Below are 21,755 nucleotides of genomic sequence, written 5' to 3'. Positions count from 1 at the left end.
CTCTTTAAATAGCATAAATAAAGGAGCTGCCCTATGAAACAAAATCCAGAATACATAAGTATTCCTGACATATGTCTCATATGGCAGCTCCTTCATATCTGTGTATCAAACCTCAACGAAGTGTTCCCTGCTTTTATGCTGCTTCTTTCTTTTTCTCGTTCCTCATGGTCCAGAAATAATAAGGGATCAGCGGGATCAGCGCAGCGATCCAGGCTGCCGGGTCAGACATGCACACAGCTCCGAAACCGGCGTTTCCAGCCACCAGGGCCACGATCCCCCATCTGGCCAACAGCTCAAAGACTCCTCCCATCATAGGAACAAGCCCATAACCAAGGCCCTGAAGAGCGTTCCTGTAAAGGTAAATACTTCCCAGGAAAGGATAGCACCAGGCCACCGTATTGAAATAAATCTGAGCCGCATGGATCACATCCGTCTCTGATGGATCCACAAAGATCAGCACCATATATTTTCCCAGGAAATAGATCACCGCCATAATTACAAAACTGCACACCAGGATCATGGCCTGGGTCATATATACCCCTTTCCGCACACGGTCCATCTTTCCTGCCCCACGGTTTTGTCCCACAAAGGTTGCTATGGTAGCCCCAAAGGAAACAAACACCGTACAGATAATATTCTGGATCTTGCTGGCTGCGGAAAATCCTGCCATCGAAACCGGTCCATATACGTTAATAGCGCCCTGAACAATAATAGTCCCGATGGCCGTAATGGAAAACTGCAGACCCATGGGAACTCCCAGGGACAACAATTTCCTGATCACAAAAAAAGAAAATTTAAAGTCTCTTTTCTTCAGCTTCAGCACATCAAATTTCTTAATTATGTAAACCAGGCACAACACTGCGGAAATTCCCTGAGCGATCACCGTGGCATAGGCGCAGCCTTCCACGCCCATATGGAAAAACACGATAAATCCGATATCCATAAATACATTCAGCACTGCGGAAATGATCAGAAAATACAGAGGAGAGCGGCTGTCTCCCAAAGCCCGCAGCACTGCCGACAGAGCGTTATAGGCACAGGTAACAAAAAGTCCTGCGTAAATGATGGCCATATACTTGCTGATATCTCCCATCAGCTCCTCCGGGGCATTCATCAGCCTCAGGATCGGCTCGTTCAGGAACAGCAGCCCCACGGTCATAATTACTACAAAAAACAGACATACATAAATAGACATGGCAATAAAATGCCGCATTCTGTTCAGACGCTTAGCTCCGAACCATTGAGCCACCCAAATGGAAAAGCCGCTGGTCAGTCCGTTCAGCCAGCCTGTCACAAAAAAAATCAGGGAACCTGTGCTTCCAATGGCCGCCAGGGCGTTTACTCCCAGAAACTGTCCTGCCACAATGGAATCCGCAATATTATAAAACTGCTGGAAAATATTTCCCAGACACATAGGAATCATAAACTTAATGATCAGTTTTATAGGACTTCCTGTTGTCATATCATTTGTCATAGCACTATACCTCCTAGCGTATCCTTGGGGCAGCCACGTTGACGTATAAAGGCTACCTGTAGTCTCGTATAGCTGTATATCCGAAACTTTAACACGTAATTTATTGTACACTGTAGAGATATTTTATGCTTTTTTATAAAAAAATCAAGATAGCAAACAAAATTTCTTTGTAAAAAATACGGAGGAGAAGGCTATCTGCTAATGCCGTTTTTTATGATCCTGGAGTTTGATATAACTCCGGATCCCGTTTTGGCATTTAGCCTTTAGATACTGCCTATCTCTGTGATTCTTCTATCATATAGCCTGCCCCATATTCCTCCAGTATCTCCTCATACTGCTTCCTGGCAGTGTCATATCCGCTTTTCCGTCCAGCCATATAGCAAAAGATCCCTGTAACAGCCAGTACAAGAATAAGGAGTGCAGCCGCAGCAGGCTTTCTGTATGCCCTCAGCCCTCTCCTGAGTCTTCCTAAAATCATACTTGCCGGTCCCTGTTTTTCCACGGCTTTTTTTGCCTTTCTCACTCTATCAAAAAACTCTGCTGTTTCCTCTGTCCTGTAGGGCTCCAAAGTTTTTTCTCCTATCTCGATTTCCTTCATTTCTGCCAGATTGTGCCCGCATCTTTTCGCCACCCTCTTCCTGGCATCTTCCCCGTAGAAGTCTCTGGCTTTCCCTGTCAGATCGCCCAGAATGTTATCCAGCATTGCCGGATACAGGACTTTTTCTTTCCCTTCCTGCATAAAAACCTGAAGGATATCCACCAGGATATCCAGGATAAAGTATGCTTCCTTTCCGCGGCTGCCGGGTTTTTGTATAAAATATTCCATGTTCCTTTCCAGAACATCCAGCATTCCCGTGAGGAGCCGTTCTGTTTCTTTCGTCTCGCAGGCGGCGATAAACTCTCTCAATTCATCCAAAAGAGCCCTCCAGTCCTCTCCCCGTGTCTTTAAAAACAGCCCCGCATTTTTTTTCGGCTGGTCATACAACGCAAAAAAACCATCTCTTCTTTTATTTATGATTTCATCTCTGCACCGTTTATACTGCTGGATAAAATCACTGTAGCTGTTGCTGTTTCTGATACATTGTTCAAAATCCTGGTCTTTTTTTCCCTTCATGTCTCTCCTACCTCTTCTCCAAAATTTCTCTGATCTGATCCAGCTCCGCATCTGGGTTTTCATACCAGCTCACTGCGTGGAGATGATACAGATTCCATCCCTTTGTCCTGAGGATTTCCGGAAAGATCAGTTCTCTGTCCCGGATCCTGTGCCGGAATTCCCGAAAATGATCCAGAAGGATACCCAGGATATATTCCCGGGGATTTTCTTCCGATACAATACCAATATCCACCTTGCATTTGCCGCTTCCGATATTCGTATGTACCTGATAGCCCATTTTCCTAAGTTCTCCGGCGATGGTTTCCGTCAGCCCACGGTTCTTTCGGTCTGCCTTCTCCTCTCTCCGGTCATATTGGATAGCTCCCCGGACATAGGCCAGGAAATCCCGCAGATCTTTTACTCCGGGTTTGTCGGACTGCCCCAGCATTTCCGGAAGCATGCTGGTAACCACCCACATTCCTTTTCTTGCCCTGGTCAGCATTACATTCAGACGGCTGCCTCCTTCACTCTGATTTAAAGTTCCCAGATTCACAGAAAAATTTCCCTTCTGATCCGGCCCGTATCCGGTAGAAAGCACAACATAATCCCACTCTTTACCCTGGCAGGACTCCAGGTTTACCACACTGACAATCTCATCAATATCCCGGCTGTCCTCAAGGTCTTCCATGACCTTCTGCATCAGAAGTGTCTGGATAAGGTTTTTCTGTGCCAGATTAAAGGTAATCACCCCTACGGTCTCCCCGGAATTCCTGGGAATCCCGGCACAGATCTTCAGCACCTCCTCCACCGTGCGCTCCGCCTCCAGCTGGTTGGTAGCTGTTCCGCCTCTGTCATAGCATCCATCCTGGACATAGACATAGCTGAGTCCCTGAAGAGGCGCTGTGTTACAGGAAGGGAACGTGATGATCTCGCCATTATAGTATTTATAATTTGAAAAGGCGATGAGGCTTTCGTATTGGCTTCTGTAATGAAATCTCAGCAATTTCCTGGGCATAGAGGTACTGATAGCATCCTCTAAAATGGAGTCCACGGTTATCACATCTCCCATATCGTCCTGCTGGGTTTTTTTGAAAAATCTGGTAGGGGTCAGCTGCTTTTCATCTCCGAAAACGAAACAGCGCTGTCCGTGGGCAATAGCCGGCAATGCCTTATAAGTAGGCATCTGGGATCCCTCATCGATGATGACCATGTCAAACTGGGGAAAATCCCAGGGCATATATTCTGCTACAGCCGATGGATTCATCAGCATACAGGGAAAAAGCCGGCACAGATAGTTGGGAACCTCCTCGAAATATTTCCGGATAGGCGCCGCCTTTCCTCTTTTCCTCACCATTTTATTGATCTTACCAACCTCCGGCATATCCGTGGCGCCATCCTCTGGCCGCGGAAGTCTTCCCATCTCCAGGCATACCAGATTCTTTTGCAGCATCTTTCTGGCGTTCTCCGCATTTCTTCGGTATTTCTCAATTGCCAGTCCATACTCGATGCCCCCTGCCTCCCGCAGTTCCGGAAAACAGTCATAGATCTTATGAATATTGTGTTCGCACCAACTTCTCTTAAAGATCCTTCCGATCTGCTCTGGTCGGATGGAGCCATGCTCCACACCCTGGCGGATCCGTTCCACAAAGTCCTCCATTCCCACTGCTTTTGCCTTCTTTTTCAGCCCCTGATAGTTGTCCAGAGTCTTAGAGCTTCTGCCTTTTTTCTTCCACTCCTCAAAAAGCACCAGCTTCATCTCGTCAGGATGATCTTTCTGAAATCCTGAAAGATTGCTGACGATCAGATCTTCCGCTGCGCTCTGTGCCTTCTGGAATGCATGGAAGGTTTCCATGAAGCTTTCTGCTGCCGGCTTCAGTTCCAGGGGATCAGATTCTGCAATCTTCTCTGCCATTTTCTTTATCCGGCGGATCTCTGTCTCCGGCCGATTCATCTCAGACAGACGGTTCTGCAAGATGACATATTGCTCTTTCTCCCGTCTGCTCCGGCTGCTCTCTTTTTCATCCCGGAAGCAGGGAGCAAGATCCAGATTGCGGATATATCGGCGCTTTTCCTCCAAACTTGAGAGATTTTTAAAGTTCCGGAATTCATTATTGGACATTACCGGTGCAAGGAGTTCCCTCAGATCATTTTCATAGTTTTTCTGTATAAGCCTGAAAAAGCCTTTATCTTCCTCTTTTTCCAGGAACCTTAAGATTTTATCTCTGAGAGCTTCCTCTTCCTCGGAATTTTGTGTAAACACCGCATCTAGCGGTTTATGGAACACTGGAATCTGCCGAAGGACAGAGGCGTAAGATCCTATGATCTTGATTTTTTCTTTATCCGGACACTCTAATGGCAGTTCTAGCTTTTCTGCCAGCGTCTCCATGCTTTCCAGCAGCTTTTTGCCTTCCCTGGATGCTCTGTCCACGGCTTCCTCCACTTCCGGGTCACCTTTTCTGGAAAAATTCAGATACTGGGTATAGTCCTGGCCGCCATTCCAATATTTCATGATTTCTGCCAGAATCTCCAGGATATCTTCCGCCTCTCCCATGTCCTCCTGGCCGACAGCATCGTCCAGCGGCAGGATCATCTCTGAGGGATCACAGGCTCCCTGAAGCTCCAGGAGTTCCTCCAAGGATTTTCCGCACTCCCTTTTCTCCGTCATAAAATCATACAGCTTCTTCAGTTCCTCCCCTGCCGTGCGGTACCGTTTTTCGTACTGTTCCTGCTTCTCTTCCCAGTTATCCCCGTAATATTCATACTGATCCAGATAATTCAGGGTATCCAGAATCTGGCGGGAAACATCGGAAGCCTTATGTTTTCCTTCCACGATCTCCAGGCAGAACTTTCCCAGGCCCGCCTGTTCCATCATTCGTTTTTCCACCTCAAGGGCCGATACTTTTTCCGATATAAATAAAACCTTCTCGTCTTTCCTCACAGCCTCCGCCATGATATTAGCAATGGTCTGTGATTTTCCGTTTCCTGCCGGCCCAATGACCACCTGGGTCTTTCTCTTAAAGGCACTGTCAACAATCTCTTCTTGGGAACTGTCTGCGGGAAAAGCATAGATAGTGTTCTCATCTGCAGGCTCTTCATCCAGCTTATTGTTCCAAAACATATTCCCCTGTAGAATGCCCCGGACAATCTCGTGCCGGGACAGTTCTCCGGAAGCAAGGCATTCCCATATGGCTTCATCAGGAATGGTATAGAGGGACAGCCGGGCGGTATTCTCCGCCACTGTCCATCCCTTCTGTTTTTCTACTCTGTACTCCAAAAGTTTCATCTGCATTCCATACTGGTCCCCCGGCTGATTCAGCAGGTCTGCAATATCAATATTATAATCTTCCAGAAGCATTCCTTTCAGGACCGGATTAAACCGGATCCCCTCTGGATCTACCTTCAGGCAGTATTCGCCACGTTTGCTGAGATATACTTCTGCTGGGCACAAATACAAGGGAGCTCTCCCATTCTCATCAGAATCCGCTTTATACCATAAGAGTTCATTCACCGCCAGATAGAGGCTGCCCTTTCCTGTCTCTCTCTTCTTTTCCAGATCCCCTATGCGAAGTCTCTGAAAGCACTCGCTGATCTGTTTTTCCTCCATACCGTTCTCGCTCAGATATTTCTTTATCTGCATGTCCAGATTTTCATTAGTATAGCCGTACTTCAAAAATAGCTCTGTGTTGATGGGAAATACCAGTTCACTGCGATCCTTCTTTCCTCTGAGGAGACGATTGCTGAAGGTAATGTTCATTGCCTGTTTCCTCAGCTTAGCCAGCCTTTCCCTTTCTTTCTCTGTTAGTGCGGCGGCAGATTCCCCTTCTTTCTCATCTCCGGTATTACAGATAGGTTTATCCACAAAGGCAAATACCGGATAAATTCCCTGCTCCCTGGCCTTGTGTACATCCTGTATATAATACAGCCGCTCCATATTTCCGGCAGCAATCTCACAGGCCTGGGAAAAAGGAGTCCCGGTACCATCTGTCATGGTGGTGCATTCAACGGGGAGCAGATCCTCCCGCATCTGGGCCCGGTCTTTTTCCGTAAGAGAATCCTTCATCACAAAATGCTGGGAAAGTCCTGTGTGCTCATTGCGCCAGACGCCAGAAAAAGCGTGGCCATCGATTACCACCAGAACTCCGTGGAGAGAAGCCGCCTCCAAACAGCTGGCGTAGAGGATTGCCAGATCCAGACAGGTTCCCTGCTTCACTTCATCGTGAAGAACCTGATGGGGGATCCGGATTTTCTGCCCCGCCTGTTCAAAGCTTGGAGGGCTGGATATATAATGGACATTTTCATCCTGCATCGCCCGGTAGATGCATTCTGCCTGACGGCAGACATCCTCCGCTCTGCCACTCTGATAGCCGCTCATAAAAATCCCGTTTTCATCTGCATATTCCCCTGCCCGCTTCAGGACTTTCATCACATAGGGATCATTGGGCTGCATAAAAGCCGGAAGGGTATAGGCGTGATGCCAGCCATCCCAGTGGAGATAGGGTTGGATATGAACCGGGACATTTTTAAATCCCAGGATCCGGTCCTGCTCTTCAAAATCCAGGATTTCTACCTGGATTTCCCCTTCCTTTGCCTCGATAAACTCTTGTCGGAAGCATCCGTGATTCAGCTTCAGCGGGGGAGCAGCGATCTGGGCCTTTCCGTTTTGCAATTCTATTTCGATCTTATATTCATAGATAAATTCTGGAACGGCAGTGATCCTGCATACCGCCTTTTTCATTTCCAAATCCTGGATCTCAACCTTTCGTACCAGCAGTTCTCCGCCCTCCGCCGCCGCATAATTGATCTGTTCGATTGCATCTACTGTTACCACAACACTCATAAATCTTTACCTCCTGGTATTTTCTGTCCGGAAGCCACCGGGTACCAATTCCGTATCCAGCAGCACCTTCCCTTTTTCGGCGATGTAGGCTTCCAGCGCTCCTCCACCTGCCTGACTGTCCTTCACCAGAACCGGCGTATAAGAAAAATGTTCAAAACGCCTGGCTGCAAGGATCTTCTGTTCTTCTGCCCGCTGAAAAACGGTATTGGTCACCAGAACCAGATAATTCTCCGAGGGAAATCCCTGTTTCCGGTCCTGTTCCGCTTTTTTTTCCAGAAGCGCCAGGCTCATAAACCACAGATGATCTATCCGCTCCCTGGATTCCTCATAATCAGTATAATAGATTTTTTTCTGATCCACCTGATCAAAATCCATGGCACAGGTTATCCCGTCAAAAAAGACAAAGGCTTTCCTGATTTCTGCCTCTTCTCCGTTCTCCCAGTTTAACTTTTCCTGAAGATACTCCAGAGATCCGTTCACCTGATGTCCTCCTTCAGATGCCGCCTTATATACACAAAACACCACATTTTTGTATCGCCTCTCCACAGAAAATTCTTTGGAAAACATGGACGCTATTCTTTCTCTTCCCACCTTTTTCCCTCCGTCAATAAACTGAAACTTTTCGCATAATATCCAGGATCACTTTTCCAAGGAGCTTCTCTCCATCTGCACTTAAGAGGCTTCGGATCTCCAGGAAGGTTCCGGATTCATTCCTTTCATTCTCCTCAGGCTCTCCGTAGCGGTTTCCCAGATCAAACTTAGGCGCATAACGGTTGCTGTACAAAAATCCCACGGCAAACCGCAGGCCTTTGTCCCGACAGCCCTCTACATGTCGGAAATCCGGTCTCACATCCTCTGGCATAGAGTCTGTGATCAGAATAATCCCCCGGTTAGCAGAGGACGCGCTGTTTTTTCCAAGTTTTTGGAGTGATGCCAGGATGGCCTCATTAACAGGTTCTGCTCCACTGTCTGAACCCCCCTGAAAATTCAGTTCTCTCAGGTGCTTTAAAAATTCCTCCTCGCTTTCTGTAAACGCACCCTTTTCAAACCGATCCACCTGGATCTGATCTCCCAATACCGTAAGGCCGTAGCGCAGGACAATACCCTTATACTCCCTCCTCTTAGATTTCAGAAGATTCATACTGTTTTCAAGGACATAGTAAACCTCCGGAAAAATTCGGGCAAAAGACAGCGTTGTGTCAAGAATATAATCAATATAAATGCAGTTATCTTCCGGTTTTTCTACTGCCATTTTTGCTTCTATGAAATTTTTATGCAATGCACGTCTGGTCTTTCTCTCATCTGCCTCCCCCTTCTTTCGAGCCTCTTCTTTTTGAAACATCCGGGTTCTTCCCTCTGCTTCCTGCTTTCCGTCCTGGGATTCCTGCTGGGATTCCGCTTCCTGCTTCCGGTTGTTTTCGCCGTCTCCCCGGTCTTTTCTTTTTCTTCTGGTGTTCCAGAGCCGGTCCACCTCTTCCTCTGTCATTTTCCAGGAGTTGACCTCTTCTTCCCGTGTCAACAGTTTTTCCTCTTTCAGTTTGATTATTTTCTCATATTTATCCATCTGTTCTTCCTCTTAATCAATCATAAAATCCAGTGCAAATCCATCGGTTCTGAACACATCCCCGTCATGGATCTGAAAGCTCTGATCCTCTCCCTCTTTCCGCAGTTCCGAAAGCAGCGGTACGCAATAAATATTCCCATCCAGATTATATACTTCCATCACCGGCCGATTCTGCACTTTAATGTCGCAGACCCGGTGATTTTCCAGGCTGAACGTATTCCGTATCCTGTCCACTGAATCCGCCGCCCCCACGCGGACGGTACTGGCTGCCTTGATGTCCATGGGTTTCTTCAGAAGAGCCTCCTCAGGAATCTTCTGCTGATAAACTTCCTCCCCTCCGTAATATCCGATGAGAAACCGCTGCATATCCCTCAGAATATCCGAAATATTTTTATATCGTCTGTTCAGAGGAGCCACCATTTTCTCTATGATCCGGATAAAGTCCCTGTATTTTTCCTGCCTAAATTTCTCCGGGATCCTTTCCATTTTCAATCCGTAAGCCAGCTTCGGATCTTCGATATATTCCTTGTCTTCATCCCCCTGAAAATAAGGTTTTCCCCGGAGCCAGAAACAAAAGACTCTTCCCAGTGCATAGATATCCATCTGTATATCTGTATCGCTCATTACAAAAGCCCTGGGATCCGTGTAGCCACGAGTACCGCCGATGCTGTTCATATAGCGGGTACCGTTTCCACTTGGCACATGGGCCCAATCGAAATCGCTGATATAGGCTCGCTTTTTTTCAGAGCAGATCATAATATTCTCCGGCTTTAGATCCCGATGCACATAGGGGTCCCTGTCTGAGATTTTCACATAATACTGCACGGCATACAGGATCTGGACCATATACCGGAACATTTCCTCTTCATTCAGCAGCTTTTCACGTCTCCGGTACTCCTCCAGATCCATCCCATGGATAAACTCTGCCAGTACGCCCCGGATACGCCCATTGCTGTCCTCCCAGCTAAAGGAACCATAGATATGTTCAATATAAGGATAATACATACGGAATTTTTCTTCCCGTCCCAGAATTTTCATGGCAAAATCATTGTTTTTTTCATAAGCATATTTCACAAAATATTTTTTACCGGCAGCCCCCTCCGGCAGGATCTGCTCTGCCGCCGCCGTATAAGTCACACAATCCCAGCCTTTTTCATTTCTCACCGGATCGGTGAGCAGCCGTATTCTTTTCTCGCCGATATCGATACAATCTCCCTTTTTCAACATTTACACCTCCCCGCAGACCTTATACAGGATTGCTGTCTGGTCATCGTCTTTATCCTCCCTCGCTCTCTCAAACAGATTTTTCAGGACCGTGTACTCTTTCTCATCTCCGATGATCTCCAGGATCTCCGGTTCCCGCATCTTCCCGAATGCCCCATCAGACCCGGCCAAGATCATATCTCCTTTCTCCAGCCGTTCCAGTACAGAGACACATATGTCGCTCTTTGCAAGTTCCTGGCGCTGTCCCAGGCACCGGTAAAGAATGTGGTCATTCTCGTAATACTCCTTTGAAAAACGAGGATACCTGCCCCTTTGAACGTCCTGCTCCGCCTTAGTCTGGAGAGTGGATACTAAAGTGAGTTCCTCCTCTCTGCTGCTGTAATAGTAAACCGGGGAATCCCCCACATTTACGATCACTCCGCAGGTGCCCAGAATCAATACCGCACTGAGCGTAGTCCCGGTTTCCTCGAAAACCTCCGCATGCCTGCATACTTCTCTGTTTGCTTCCAGAACTGCCTGTTTTGCGATCTCCCGGATCCGTTCTATATGATGAGTCATGGAAAAACCTTCCCTGTTATTTTCCATATAAATTTTCAGAAGAGACTCCCAAAGGTCTCTCATAAATCCTTCTGTCCCGTGATAAGAAGCTTTTTCTCCGTTCTGCAGTCCGCCCATGCCGTCCGCCACCAGCATGATCTTCAGTTTCTCATCATTCATCAGACTGTTCTCCGCAAAAAGCATCCGGTCCTGATTCACTTCATGGTCCAGCTCTTTCGACTTTTCTGTTCGATAAAAAATCCTATAATCTGCCATATTCCGTTTCCTTTCTTGCAATACTTCTCTTCGTTATGCTATAGTAAATCATATAAGACCATCTGATGGAGGGATTGTTATGTCACTAGAACTTTTGGATTTTTCGAAAGATTTTGAGGATTGTTCTTTTTTTCTCAGCGAAGATCATCTTACCTTTTACAAGGTCTGTAAAAATCCTCTGAAGTATTCTCTGTACCAAAAATCCTTTGACCTGGAATATCAGGCCATGACCCAGCTCGCCCTGTCTTCCCCCGGGGAGTCCTATTTTCCCCGCTACCGGGATACCGGCGACATCAATGGTCAGCCCTTCATCTCCATGGACTATATTCCCGGAAAAAACCTGGAAGAGATCCTTTGTTCCAGGAAAAACCCTGCTTTCCCGGAACCCCGTTATCTCTTTGACCGGAAGATCCTTTTTCATATCTGCTCCCAGGTCATAGAGGCTCTGACCCGGCTCTACCAATCCGGTATCCTCTACCTTGATCTGTTTCCCGGCAATATTTTAGTACGCAACAGGGATTTCGATATTCAGATGATCGACTTTACTTCCTGCTGCTATCTGGATCCCTCCCTGGAGGCATCCTCCTGGTCCGGGAAAAAGATTGATTTCCAGATTCCCTCCGACTATCCGCTGGAGCTTACCATCCGAAAAACTTTCCTGCTATTCTTTTCCCGCCTGTTCTATTCCGGTTCTGAAAACTACTCAGAAATTTTTTTTACTTCCTGCGAATATGGGAATTCAAACCGTGCTTTCTTCCAACGGGAGTTTTCTAATCTCCTGGGCCCCCTCTGGAAGCATACCCGGGAAGAAGAACAGGCCGCCCGCCTCCTGTCCTGTCTCCCGGATGAACAAGTGTTATCCGGGCAGTCCAGGGTGTTTGAGGATCTGGCCTTCTGGCTGGAGAAGCTCCGAAAAAAACTGGATATTCCCCTTTAAGCCCCAGCCTCACCGTTCCTGGAAAAGGTAGCGGTAGATCTGAGCTGCCGTATCCATCATGTCCTGTCCAAATTTCTGTGTTTTACACTGATTTACCACCACCACATATTCCGGATCCTCTGCCGGGGCAAAGCTGATCAGCCAGGCGTTATTCGTCCCCTCCTGATCTCCGTTCTCTCCGGTTCCGGTCTTACTGGCAATGGAATATCTCTGGTAAATCTCCTGGTTTTCCTCTCCTTCCACAACAGAAATATGGGAGGCAGTAGCCGCCAGCATGGCCTCTGTGATCTTATCCGCAGTCTCCCGGCCGGTGACTTCGCTTAAGACATCGGCTTCCCCTTTCTCCAGGGTCCTGCCTTTGGGGGTACGGATTTCTTTGATCATATAGGGCTCCATCATAATCCCGTCATTGGCAATAGTCTGCGCCTCCATGGCCCCGTAGATGGTAGAAAATAGGGTTTTCCCCTGGCCATAGGAGGTATCTGCCAAATCGTTAGGATCGTCTGGGTCCAGGCCCCAATTGCTGCTCACCGTTCCGAAATCCAGTTCCAGCTCCTGCCCGATCATAAATTTTTTCGCTGTTTCTTCCAGCTTCTCTCCCCCAAGCTCAAGTCCAGCCCTGGCAAAAAACACATTGGAGGACCGCTCAATGGCTGTATAATAGTTGATCTCATCTCCTATATTCCCATAGGAGTTCACTACATTCCTATCCTCCACAGAGAAGCTCTGGTCGGCGGCCGTAAAATCTTCCAGCCCGTTATCCAGCAGGCTGACCGCCGTGATCACCTTAAAGATACTGCCAGGCACCGCCAGCCCTTTATGGGATATAGGATAAAAAATCTCTTGCTCGCTGGGTGCCTGATTCATCTGGGAAATGCTGCTGTCCAGATCATTAGCATTAAAACTTGGCAGAGAAACCATCGCCAGAATCTCTGCGGTTTTGGCATCCAGCACAATGGCCGATCCCCGGTTTCCTTCTCCCACTTCCTGCATCAGAAGTTCATAGACCTGCATCTGGAGTTCATGGTCCAGAGTGAGGACCAGACTGTTCCCCTCAGTGGCATCCAGATTCTGTGTGCCGTACAACTGTTCTCTATAATATTCCATCAGCCGATACTGTCTCTGAGACTTGCTGATTTCCTCGCCGTAAATGATCCTTGCAGGTCCCGTATAGCCCAGCACCTGGGAGTAGGCATAATCATCAATATAGATGCTGTTCTGCCCCGGCTCTGCATTTTCCACCAGCACTGTATCGTTTCTGTCATAAACATCTCCAGGAGTGATGGTGTTGGCGTCCGCCTCCGTGATGGCCGCCTCTTTATATTTATCCGCTTTTTTATTGAGCCCTTCAATGTATCCGGAATCCCAGAAGGTCACCGCCATTTCCACTACAAAAATCAGTCCCACAACGCCATATGCCATTCTCCCTCTGGACTTTGTTTTTTTCTCATGCTCTTCTTCTGGATGGGAAAATACTTCTCTGAAGCCTTTGGAACCGTTCTTCCCAAATCTTTTCATAGTCTTCTCTCCTCTCCTGGTTATCTGCAGACATGACCAGCAAAAATCCCATCATCACCATACCGGTGGTCAGGCTGGTAAAGCCCTGGGAAACAAAATACAGGGGAATCCCGGTAATCGGAAAAAGCCCTATATTGCAGGCAATATGGACGATCCCTTCCATTGCGAACAACAAGGTGATCCCGGTGGCCAGGCCGCTGTAATAGAGATCCTCTTTTTCCCTGGCAATCTTCATTCCCTGGCGCAGCAGCAGCAGGAAAGACAAGATCATAAAAACCCCTGTAACAAACCCGCAGGTCTGTACCAGTTTTGCAAAAATCAGATCGTTATTCTCTTGGGGAATGGTAAAAAGATACCGGTCTGTATCCGGTCCCAAAGCACCCCCGACCGTCAAAGCTTTTTTCGCCAGAAGCCCCTGATAGCCGTCCCCCAGAGCATCCAGTTCCGGCTGTGCCATATAGTAAAACCGATTATACACTTTTCCAAGGGACGGGATTGCCTCCCGGAAAAGGATACAGGCTCCCGCTCCCAGTGCTACGCACAGTAGAACAAGAAGCAGCAGCCATTTGATATTTTTTCTGTTTCTGCTGTAGATCAGAAACAGGATCCCCCCCACAAGAAACATGATCAGAAAGGTCCCCAGCTCACTGAAAAGCAGCAGCATAGCCAATCCCAGCACCGCTGTATAGAGGATTGCCAAAAGCTCCCGGGGCAGCCAAAAGATCCTTTGATCCTTTTTTTCTTCCTTGCACAGGAGAATCACCATCACAAAAATATACAGGATCTTCACCAATTCCAGAGGCTGGACGCTCACCGGCCCCAGATCCAGGTTCAGGACAGCCCCCTGATCTTCCCTGTCCCCTGTGGTTTTTCCAAACAGGAACAGCAAAAGGCAGAGCAGCGCCTGTATCCCTGCCATCAGAGGAAGCACCCTGTCCATGCTGAGCAAAAAAGAAAACTTCCAGAACAGCCCCCCAAAGAAAATTGCCGCAGCAAATGCAATACAGCATTTCAGCACCGTTGCAGAGAGAAGTCCTTTATCCTCTTTCTGTGCAAACATCTGGAGAAGAAAGCCGAAGTTCAGCAAAAAGACCGTGAAAATCAACAAATACCGATCCGCATTCATCCGGAATATCATGTAACAGCAAAGCAAAGAGAGGGGGATCACCGCCAGGCTGATCTGAAAAAACAGCAGTCCCCGTCCCTTTGCCACCGCATACAGCCAGAAGACCAGTTCCACTCCCAGAAGGACGCAGAGGCTCTGCATATCATACAGACTTATTTTTCTGACAAATAACTTTCTTCGTTTTCTATACTTTTCTCTCATGTTTCTCCCGTCTCCTGTAAGGCTCAGATATCAAAATCATCCTCTGTATAAATTCGTTCCGTGTGTTTTCGGTTGGTATATTCCTGTTTCTTTTCTGCCTTTTCCCATGTCTCTGCTTTTTCTTTCTCTTCCGGATGGATCATACCCCGGGTCTTTGGCCCCACTTTCTGATCCATCTGCGGTGTCATGATCAGCAGCTGAACATCTCCGAAGCAAAAGATATCAGTGCCTCCCAGCTCCACCTCGTCCTCTTTGTCCATCCACTCATATTTGTCTTTTTCCGGATTATAATATTTTGTACTGTTGGTTTTCCCATAATTTGTGAGGGTGTAGTAAATCTCCCCGCCCTCATTGACTCTCCGGATCTTGGCCTGGTTCCTGCTCACATATTCCCGGTCGATGCACAAGTCCGCCCTGGAATCCCGCCCAATGGTAAAGACCGGCGACTTCATCTCATAAGTAGCCTTTTCTCCATTATCCTTGTAGATCACCCGGATCGTAGGGCCCATATACAAAACTGTTTTTCCCTTTTTATGATCTTTCTCTTTCTTCTTTTCTTCCTTCTCTCTCACCGACTTTTTCAATTTTTCCCAAAATCCGGAGTCCTTCATCAAAAAAGCAATGGCCAGAATAAGGATCAGAATAAAAAGTACGGTAATAATTTTTCCAATCATAATGTTCCTCCCTCAGTTCTTTTTCTATAAGTATCTTATCATGAAAAATTCTCTGTCCATAAAACCTTAATTTGTGCATTCCTCGCAGGTCAGATTCCAGACAGTGCTGATCCCGATCAGCACGTCTTCCAGATCCACCGCCGGAGTCTTCCCTGTCTGTCTGGTCGCAAAGAATTTCCCTTCTATTTCCGTAAGCTCCCCTACATCCAGAAAAGCAGCCCACAGATTATTGAGAAAATAGTAAGCCCCTGCCGGCCCGCCGTTTTCCCCGATATATTTTCTCACCTGATCCATGTCCTTCTGACGGATCCTCCCGGTGTATAATTTCCCTGTAAATACAGAAAAGAAAAAAGCTGCCAGGAAAAGGAGTTTTTCCGCCTGCTGCCGGTGGACAATCTTCCCCTGCTTCTCCTCCGGAATCTCCCAGTATCCAGAGAATTCCCGGCGGTATTCCTGATAGGCGGCCCTCTCCCTCTCAGACACTGCCCGTTCCCCGGTCTCCCACAGAAGCACGGCCATCTGCTCCGCACAGCGTCCATATACCTTCCAGGGAGTCTCCTCTCCCTGTTCAGAAAACTCTTCCCGGGTTTTTTCCTCCTGCCGGAGTATTTCCTTTCCCTCGCTGCACTGAAGGAAATACTCCAAGCAGTAATCTATGGGGGGAAATTCCCGGATATCCTTTTCCTGCCAGACCCAACATGCCGTCAGGGTACACAGCGCCAGCTTTTCCTTCAGAGAAAGCGCCACTGTCTCAGAATAACGGACAGAAAAATATCCGTCCTCCCTGGCTCTGTCCGCATACCAGGAGACAGAACCTGTTTCATCCTTTCCCTGTATCTCTCCCTCCCAGTGAAGAGAGTCTTCCGACAAAGCCGGCATGTTGGCGTTTTCCAGCATCTGGCTGATCTCCTCTCTAGAAAACCGCAGATGCATACACAGATCCACGATCCACCGTCTGGATACTCCTGCATCGCTGGAAAAGATTTTATGATAGCTTTCCCGGTAACGGGGGGCATAGATATTCACTCCCTGCCCCAGCGTGAGCCCGGCTTTTCCTTTTTTCTTCTTTTCATACATGTTTTTCATTCGGATGCCGAAAGTCCTGGAGCCGGAGCAGAGATAACTGCTCCATTCCCTTATCAGACTGTAAAAAGCTTCCCGATCCCGGATCTGGAGGAGTTCCGCCTCCAAATTTTTTGTCACCTTCCGCAGAGCATAGATTTCCCGATCCTTTTTGTCCATACAGGTTTCCTCCAGGATCCTGCGAAGTTTCTTCCGCTCCCCGGGCAGTTCCTCTATCCGATAGATTCCCATAATCACCCCGATCAGCAGAGCGTCGTTGATATTCCGGCAGTACAGATACTTTCCATAATATTCCTGCAGTCTCTCCTGGACAAAATGATATCTTTTTTCTACTTCTTTTTCCGGATTTTTCTCTCCCGGGCTGTTATACTCTACCATTGCAATGGAGAGTACTGCTTCCAGATTTCTGGGAAGATTTTTCCCCTTTTCCCAGTTTCCTACAGAATTCCGGTGGTAGGTCATGCAGATCTCCTTCTCCCCGGAAAATTCGAAATGGCAGATCTGAGCTCCGAAAGCCTCCTGATTCAGGGCACTCTTCTTTCGTACCTCCCTGATCCATCCGGCGTATTCCCTTCGCTCTTCTCTGGGGCTGTCCTGTCTCATATATCCTCCCGGCTTTTCAATATCTGGGCATATTTTCCGTTAACTATATTTCTATGTGCAAAAATAAAATCGTTATCTTCTATTCGGGGCAGCTCTTCTTTCTCCCCGGTCTCTGCCTGTAAAGAAAACGCCCAGGGCGCCTTCTCCAGTTTGTTCTGCACTGTTTTTTTCTCAGGTTTTACATAAATCTTATTTTCCAGATTTGCGTGAACCTCCCTAGCTAATTCCTCGTCCGCATTTTTCTGGTCAAGCAAGTCCTGATACTCTTTATAGACTTTCTCACACTCCGCCTTTTTTGCAGCCAGTTTTTCTTCGTTTGCTTTTTGTAACTTATCCATATATACTTTGCACCTCTTATTCAGCTTTACCACTTCTTCTGCCTGCTCCAGGATTCCGCCGGTGAGACAGCCTGTTGTTTTTGACGCCAAAGAGACATTTTCTCTGGTCAGCCTCTCATTCCAGTCCAGCACAGCAAAAAATTTCCGGCAGACCTCTCTCAGGCTCCCTCTGGTCAGCCAGCCCATTCCTCCCGGGGAACGGATCTGGTCTGCGAAATCCCCGTACTCTTCGTATATGTTCCGGAATCTCTCACCCAGCTTCTCCCCGGACAGTGACGCTGATCTGCTCCGCTCCCACTCCAGGATCTGAAAATAATCGGCCACATCGGTCTCCCTGGGAAATTCCCTTTCCAGGATCTTTCTGCGGATGATCTTCTGAAATCCTTCAAGCTGTCCGTTTTCTTCCTCCTGACATCCCTTCAGAATGCTAGTCATATCCTCTGTGATCCTCTCTCTGTTTTCCACGGCCAGCCAGATCCGGCAGCAGTTTCTGACAGTCTCCGCAGGGTCTGCGTACTCTCGGAGATTTCTGGCGAAATCTTTTATCTCCGGCTCATCGCCCCTTTCCTCCAGATCCCTCTGCAGATTCTGGAAATCTTCTTTCTGAGTGATATCCATATTCTGCCACACAGAGTATTTCCGTATATAATTTCCAGTCATTTCCTGTTTATTGACAAATAGGATCTGTCGGTAAGGACTTCCCTCCGCTATATCCCATAGAAGCTTTTCATAATTTGCCAGTGCCTCCTGGCTGCAGTTTGGACTTCTGTAAAGTTCCTCCAGCCGCTCAAGAAGCCCCCGATAGGTATCTTCCTCCGGATATTGCCGCTTTGTCTGATACTGCCGCAAAAATCTGCACACACATTCCAACCATACCTTCCGGCATTCCTCTGGACAGGTTTCTATTCTGCGCCGCTGCGCCAGTTGTATCAAATCTTCCTCTTTTATCTGCCGGATCTCCGCCTGGATATCCCAGTTCCGAATAACCTCATTCATCTTTTCCCTGAAGGGTCTGGATTTGATTTCCACTCCTCCCTGGGTGAGCTGGTCGTATGCCCTGCGGATCTCTTCCCGCTCTTCCTCCTTTGCCTCCTCTGCGCAGCCAAGGAGCTTCTCCAGATGCATAGCCTGCTGGCTGCTCTCTATGCGGCCCCTGTTTTCTTCCAGATACTTCCGGTAGTCCTGCCAGTCAGCCAGCCTCTCCAGCCTCCCTCTCAGATATTTCTGCCAGGCTTCCTTATCCAGGTTTTCCATTGCTACGGTGATCCTGCTGCGCTCAGAAAGCTCTGCCGGCTCGTAAAGCTGCTCTCCTTTTTCCAGCAGATCCCAGCAGAAGGTTTCCTCTTCTTTCAGCTCCCGGTAAGCCTCCAGATAATCCTCCAGTTCCTCTGCACTACGGATCTTTTCCATATCCTTTCGGATGCCGGTTTTTCCTCTCTCATAAAAACTTCCCAGAGCTTCTTTTCGTATCTGTCTGGGAATGGCCTTGATCAAAATCTGATAATTATGCCGGTTTACTCCATACAAACTTTCCCCGAGAAACACCACATCCTGGATCAGTTCTTCCTTTTCTTCCGGTCCATAGCCTCCCACCTGGTCAAACTGAGGAGACACCAGCCACCGATATATCTGCACAAGCCGATGGTTATCCAGCTCCGCCCCCTGCCTCAGATAGTCCCGCAGCAATTTCCTGTGCCACCTTGAACGGCTGCACTGTACCAGCAGTACGTTCCATTCCTTTTCCATCTCTTCCACAGAGACAGTTTCTCCCTGATTCAGCTTCCTCCTCAGATACAGCATAGACAGCATCCGGGTCTGGATAGTTTTTGTATACCTGCAGTCATAGATCTCCTGATAAAAAGCCTGAAGGGACTCTTTCCCCTGCAATGCCCGATCTGCTAAAGTGATATATATATCTGGAATTTCCTCCTCCGCCCCAGAGCCACCGCACAGAGAAAAGGTATCTTTTCCTTCCTCTTCCTTGTCTGTAAAAAGAAAGCGGACCGCCTGGGCATTGTCCACAGTGTAAACCCCGCAGGAAATGTTTTTCCTGCAGCTATCCCGTTCTCCCCATACTACAGGGGCCAGCATACTCAGCAGCCAGCACACTTCCCTGGCGATCTGTCCATAGGCTTCCTCAGAATATTTTTCCCGGTCTATAATGAAGACCAACTGATTCTGTTCTCCACAAATACAGGGAAAACTCTTCCACAGAAGCTCTGCCAGCCTCTCCCGGTCAAAATGATATTTTTTCAGAAGTCCCCGGTAATCATAGCGGGCCTTTTCCAGCTCTGCCTGAGGAAGTTCCCCCGGTTCTGTCTCCCGCTGAAAGGGATATTCCAGGAAATACTCCTCCGGTTCCCGAATCCCCTCGGTCTGTGCGGGGATAAAGAAATGGCAAAGTTTATTCATCCTGCCATCGGACCCCGCCTGTGCCGGGCTGATCCCTACTCCTACAAATGTCTGAAAATCCTGGGAATACAAAATAAACTCTGTAGTCCGTTCTGTATGTTCTGTGTTAAAAAGGCCCCCTAATCCCAAACATTTATCCAAAAAGCTGTTCTGCAGACAGCTGGATGCGCAGACGCCCAGCCCTTTCTTGTATCTGGAAAGCTGGTTTTCTCCCCATGTATAAAACGCCTGTTCAAATTTCATATATATTCCGCCTCTCTATTCTTGCTCCTCCCATCCATTCTCCCGGAACCGGTTCCTCATACAGATCACCAGGGGTTCTTCCACCCGGATGGGATCAAATCTCCCCTTCAACCGAAAAACTAGCGGCCTTATTTCTTCTGTTCCGCACCCCAGGGAACTGATACAGTGCCAGGACACGGACTTCATGTCTTTTTCCATGATTTCCATCTCTCTACGAGAAAAGACGAACTGGGAACATACCTCCTGCACAATTTGCTCCCGGGCATACTGGATATCCTCGTCCAGGTAATTGTATTCCGGATCCCTGGTAAACAGTTCCGTCATGTGAGGAATCTCCCGCATCTGAGGGCTTTCCTGGAGAAGATCGCTTTTGATGATGGTGCAGCACAGATGCTGCTTTTTCATAAAACGTTTGTTCCTGTCCAGCATCTCTGGATCTGCGGTCATAGTGGCGTTCCGAAAATCCCGATAAAGGGCAAAGGGGCTTTCCTTCTCTTGCCTAGTACTCTGCACCATCTCTCTGTCTTCCCGAAGGAGTTCCTCCCCCCGGGCACGAATCCTCCTATTTTCTCTCTGAAATTCTCCCTGTTTCTGGATGGTATCAAGCAGATTGGCTTCTACCCTCGCTTTTCGCTGTCTCGCCGTCTCTGCAGGGAGCTCCACCTTCATGTTCTTAGGATCTATGAAATAGATAATGGCATTCATATTCAACAGCATCTGGATCCTGTTGTCTCCGGGATTCATAGCCCTTAAAACCTCACCAGAGTTGTCATAGATCCCCAGGAGCATGTTGTGCAGGATCCTGTTTTGATCTTCGTACTGGACTCGCAGGAAGACAGGGTTAATCTTTACGTAGCCATTGGGGGTCGGAGGCGGGCATTCCCCATGATCCTGGCACATTTTTTCACTCTGATTCTCCAGGCTTCTATACTGGTCATGGTCATCGTCAATGATATGGGCCGGGTAGACGTAAAGATTTGAACTGATAGCTCCCAGCCTTCTCCACTTTTTCTCCATCATGGCAAGAAGAAAGCTGGTCTTTCCCTCACCTGTACTGGACAGCAGACTGATGCTGTAGAAGTCTTCGATATCTTTATTATTCCACCCCAGGGGCAGGCGCTTGTGGCACCTGGGGCAGCAGGGCAGGGCCCGCATGATCTCCCCCGCTGCCTTTTTTGCAGAAGGGGAAAAAGAAAAGCCGTAGCTTCCGTCCTCATGAAGCTGATAGTCCAGCAGAAGCCCGGTCTCGCCTCCCTCTGGAACTTCGGTATCCTCCATAGCATCCGGACTGCCGTTTCCTCTGCCTGCTGCCGAGGTTTCATTCTGTTTTTCTTCATCCAGCCTTCGCAAGAGTTCCTGAAGCTGATTTTCCTGTTTTCCCGGGATACCCTCCTCCAGGATCATTTTTGCACTGGCATCCTTATAGGCTTTAAGTCTCTCATCTGTCTTCGCCTTAAGATAATGACTGCTCTCCAAAATCGTGCCTTTCAGATCCAATTCCGTATACCCATTTTGGTAAATCAGTTCGTAGGCCAGGTTGCTCATATCGATCCTGGCAAATTTTCCTGTTTTTTCATCTGTCTCAAAAGGACAAAAATCTAATCCCATACTATAG

The 21,755-nt window shown here is 48.0% G+C and carries 14 protein-coding genes; 1 reads left to right on the top strand and 13 read right to left on the bottom strand.

Annotated features, from left to right (window positions below; genetic code table 11):
* Nucleotides 1-133 precede the first annotated feature (133 nt).
* The 7 genes from B5G00_RS07425 to B5G00_RS07395 form a co-directional block, all read right to left on the bottom strand.
* Nucleotides 134-1,474 carry an MATE family efflux transporter gene (locus tag B5G00_RS07425; protein WP_087270823.1) on the bottom strand — a complete coding sequence of 447 codons (1,341 nt, stop codon included), beginning with the start codon at nt 1,472-1,474 and terminating at the stop codon, nt 134-136.
* Between the two features lie 274 nt (nt 1,475-1,748).
* Nucleotides 1,749-2,588, bottom strand: a complete 840-nt coding sequence (locus B5G00_RS07420; protein ID WP_087270820.1) for a hypothetical protein — start codon at nt 2,586-2,588, stop codon at nt 1,749-1,751.
* Nucleotides 2,589-2,595: 7 nt separating this feature from the next.
* Nucleotides 2,596-7,404 carry an AAA domain-containing protein gene (locus tag B5G00_RS07415; RefSeq protein WP_087270817.1) on the bottom strand — a complete coding sequence of 1,603 codons (4,809 nt, stop codon included), beginning with the start codon at nt 7,402-7,404 and terminating at the stop codon, nt 2,596-2,598.
* 6 nt (nt 7,405-7,410) lie between these two features.
* Nucleotides 7,411-7,995 carry a hypothetical protein gene (locus tag B5G00_RS07410; RefSeq protein WP_087270814.1) on the bottom strand — a complete coding sequence of 195 codons (585 nt, stop codon included), beginning with the start codon at nt 7,993-7,995 and terminating at the stop codon, nt 7,411-7,413.
* A 13-nt stretch (nt 7,996-8,008) separates the two neighbouring features.
* Nucleotides 8,009-8,968, bottom strand: coding sequence for a VWA domain-containing protein (locus B5G00_RS07405; RefSeq protein ID WP_087270811.1), 960 nt, complete (start codon nt 8,966-8,968; stop codon nt 8,009-8,011).
* A 12-nt stretch (nt 8,969-8,980) separates the two neighbouring features.
* Nucleotides 8,981-10,195, bottom strand: coding sequence for a protein kinase domain-containing protein (locus B5G00_RS07400; RefSeq protein WP_087270808.1), 1,215 nt, complete (start codon nt 10,193-10,195; stop codon nt 8,981-8,983).
* Nucleotides 10,196-11,005 carry a PP2C family protein-serine/threonine phosphatase gene (locus B5G00_RS07395; RefSeq protein WP_087270805.1) on the bottom strand — a complete coding sequence of 270 codons (810 nt, stop codon included), beginning with the start codon at nt 11,003-11,005 and terminating at the stop codon, nt 10,196-10,198.
* A gap of 79 nt (nt 11,006-11,084) precedes the next feature.
* On the opposite strand from B5G00_RS07395, the gene B5G00_RS07390 reads away from it, so the two are divergent.
* Entirely contained in the window at nt 11,085-11,942 is an 858-nt protein-coding gene (locus B5G00_RS07390) for a protein kinase domain-containing protein (protein WP_087270802.1), read from the top strand.
* 9 nt (nt 11,943-11,951) lie between these two features.
* Here the strand turns inward: B5G00_RS07390 and B5G00_RS07385 are convergent, their stop codons facing one another.
* The 6 genes from B5G00_RS07385 to B5G00_RS07360 form a co-directional block, all read right to left on the bottom strand.
* Nucleotides 11,952-13,460: a penicillin-binding transpeptidase domain-containing protein gene (locus B5G00_RS07385; protein WP_087270800.1), complete on the bottom strand. Its 1,509-nt coding sequence runs from the start codon at nt 13,458-13,460 to the stop codon at nt 11,952-11,954.
* Entirely contained in the window at nt 13,390-14,787 is a 1,398-nt protein-coding gene (locus B5G00_RS07380) for an FtsW/RodA/SpoVE family cell cycle protein (protein ID WP_087270798.1), read from the bottom strand. Before B5G00_RS07380 ends, B5G00_RS07385 begins: the two co-directional genes overlap by 71 nt.
* 23 nt (nt 14,788-14,810) lie before the next feature.
* Nucleotides 14,811-15,461, bottom strand: a complete 651-nt coding sequence (locus B5G00_RS07375) for an FHA domain-containing protein (RefSeq protein WP_087270795.1) — start codon at nt 15,459-15,461, stop codon at nt 14,811-14,813.
* Between the two features lie 66 nt (nt 15,462-15,527).
* Entirely contained in the window at nt 15,528-17,147 is a 1,620-nt protein-coding gene (locus B5G00_RS07370; RefSeq protein ID WP_087270792.1) for a hypothetical protein, read from the bottom strand.
* The gene (locus tag B5G00_RS07365; RefSeq protein WP_087270789.1) at nt 17,144-20,140 is read right to left on the bottom strand and encodes a hypothetical protein; all 2,997 of its coding nucleotides are present in this window, start codon (nt 20,138-20,140) and stop codon (nt 17,144-17,146) included. The genes B5G00_RS07370 and B5G00_RS07365 overlap by 4 nt, the downstream gene beginning before the upstream one ends.
* Before the next feature lie 15 nt (nt 20,141-20,155).
* Nucleotides 20,156-21,748, bottom strand: a complete 1,593-nt coding sequence (locus B5G00_RS07360) for a hypothetical protein (protein ID WP_087270786.1) — start codon at nt 21,746-21,748, stop codon at nt 20,156-20,158.
* Nucleotides 21,749-21,755 lie beyond the last annotated feature (7 nt).

The organism is Blautia sp. An46 (assembly GCF_002161645.1).
Lineage (GTDB): Bacteria > Bacillota > Clostridia > Lachnospirales > Lachnospiraceae > Blautia > Blautia ornithocaccae.
The sequence above is the reverse complement of the archived record's forward strand: the minus strand, read 5'-3'. Positions and strand labels throughout refer to the sequence as shown.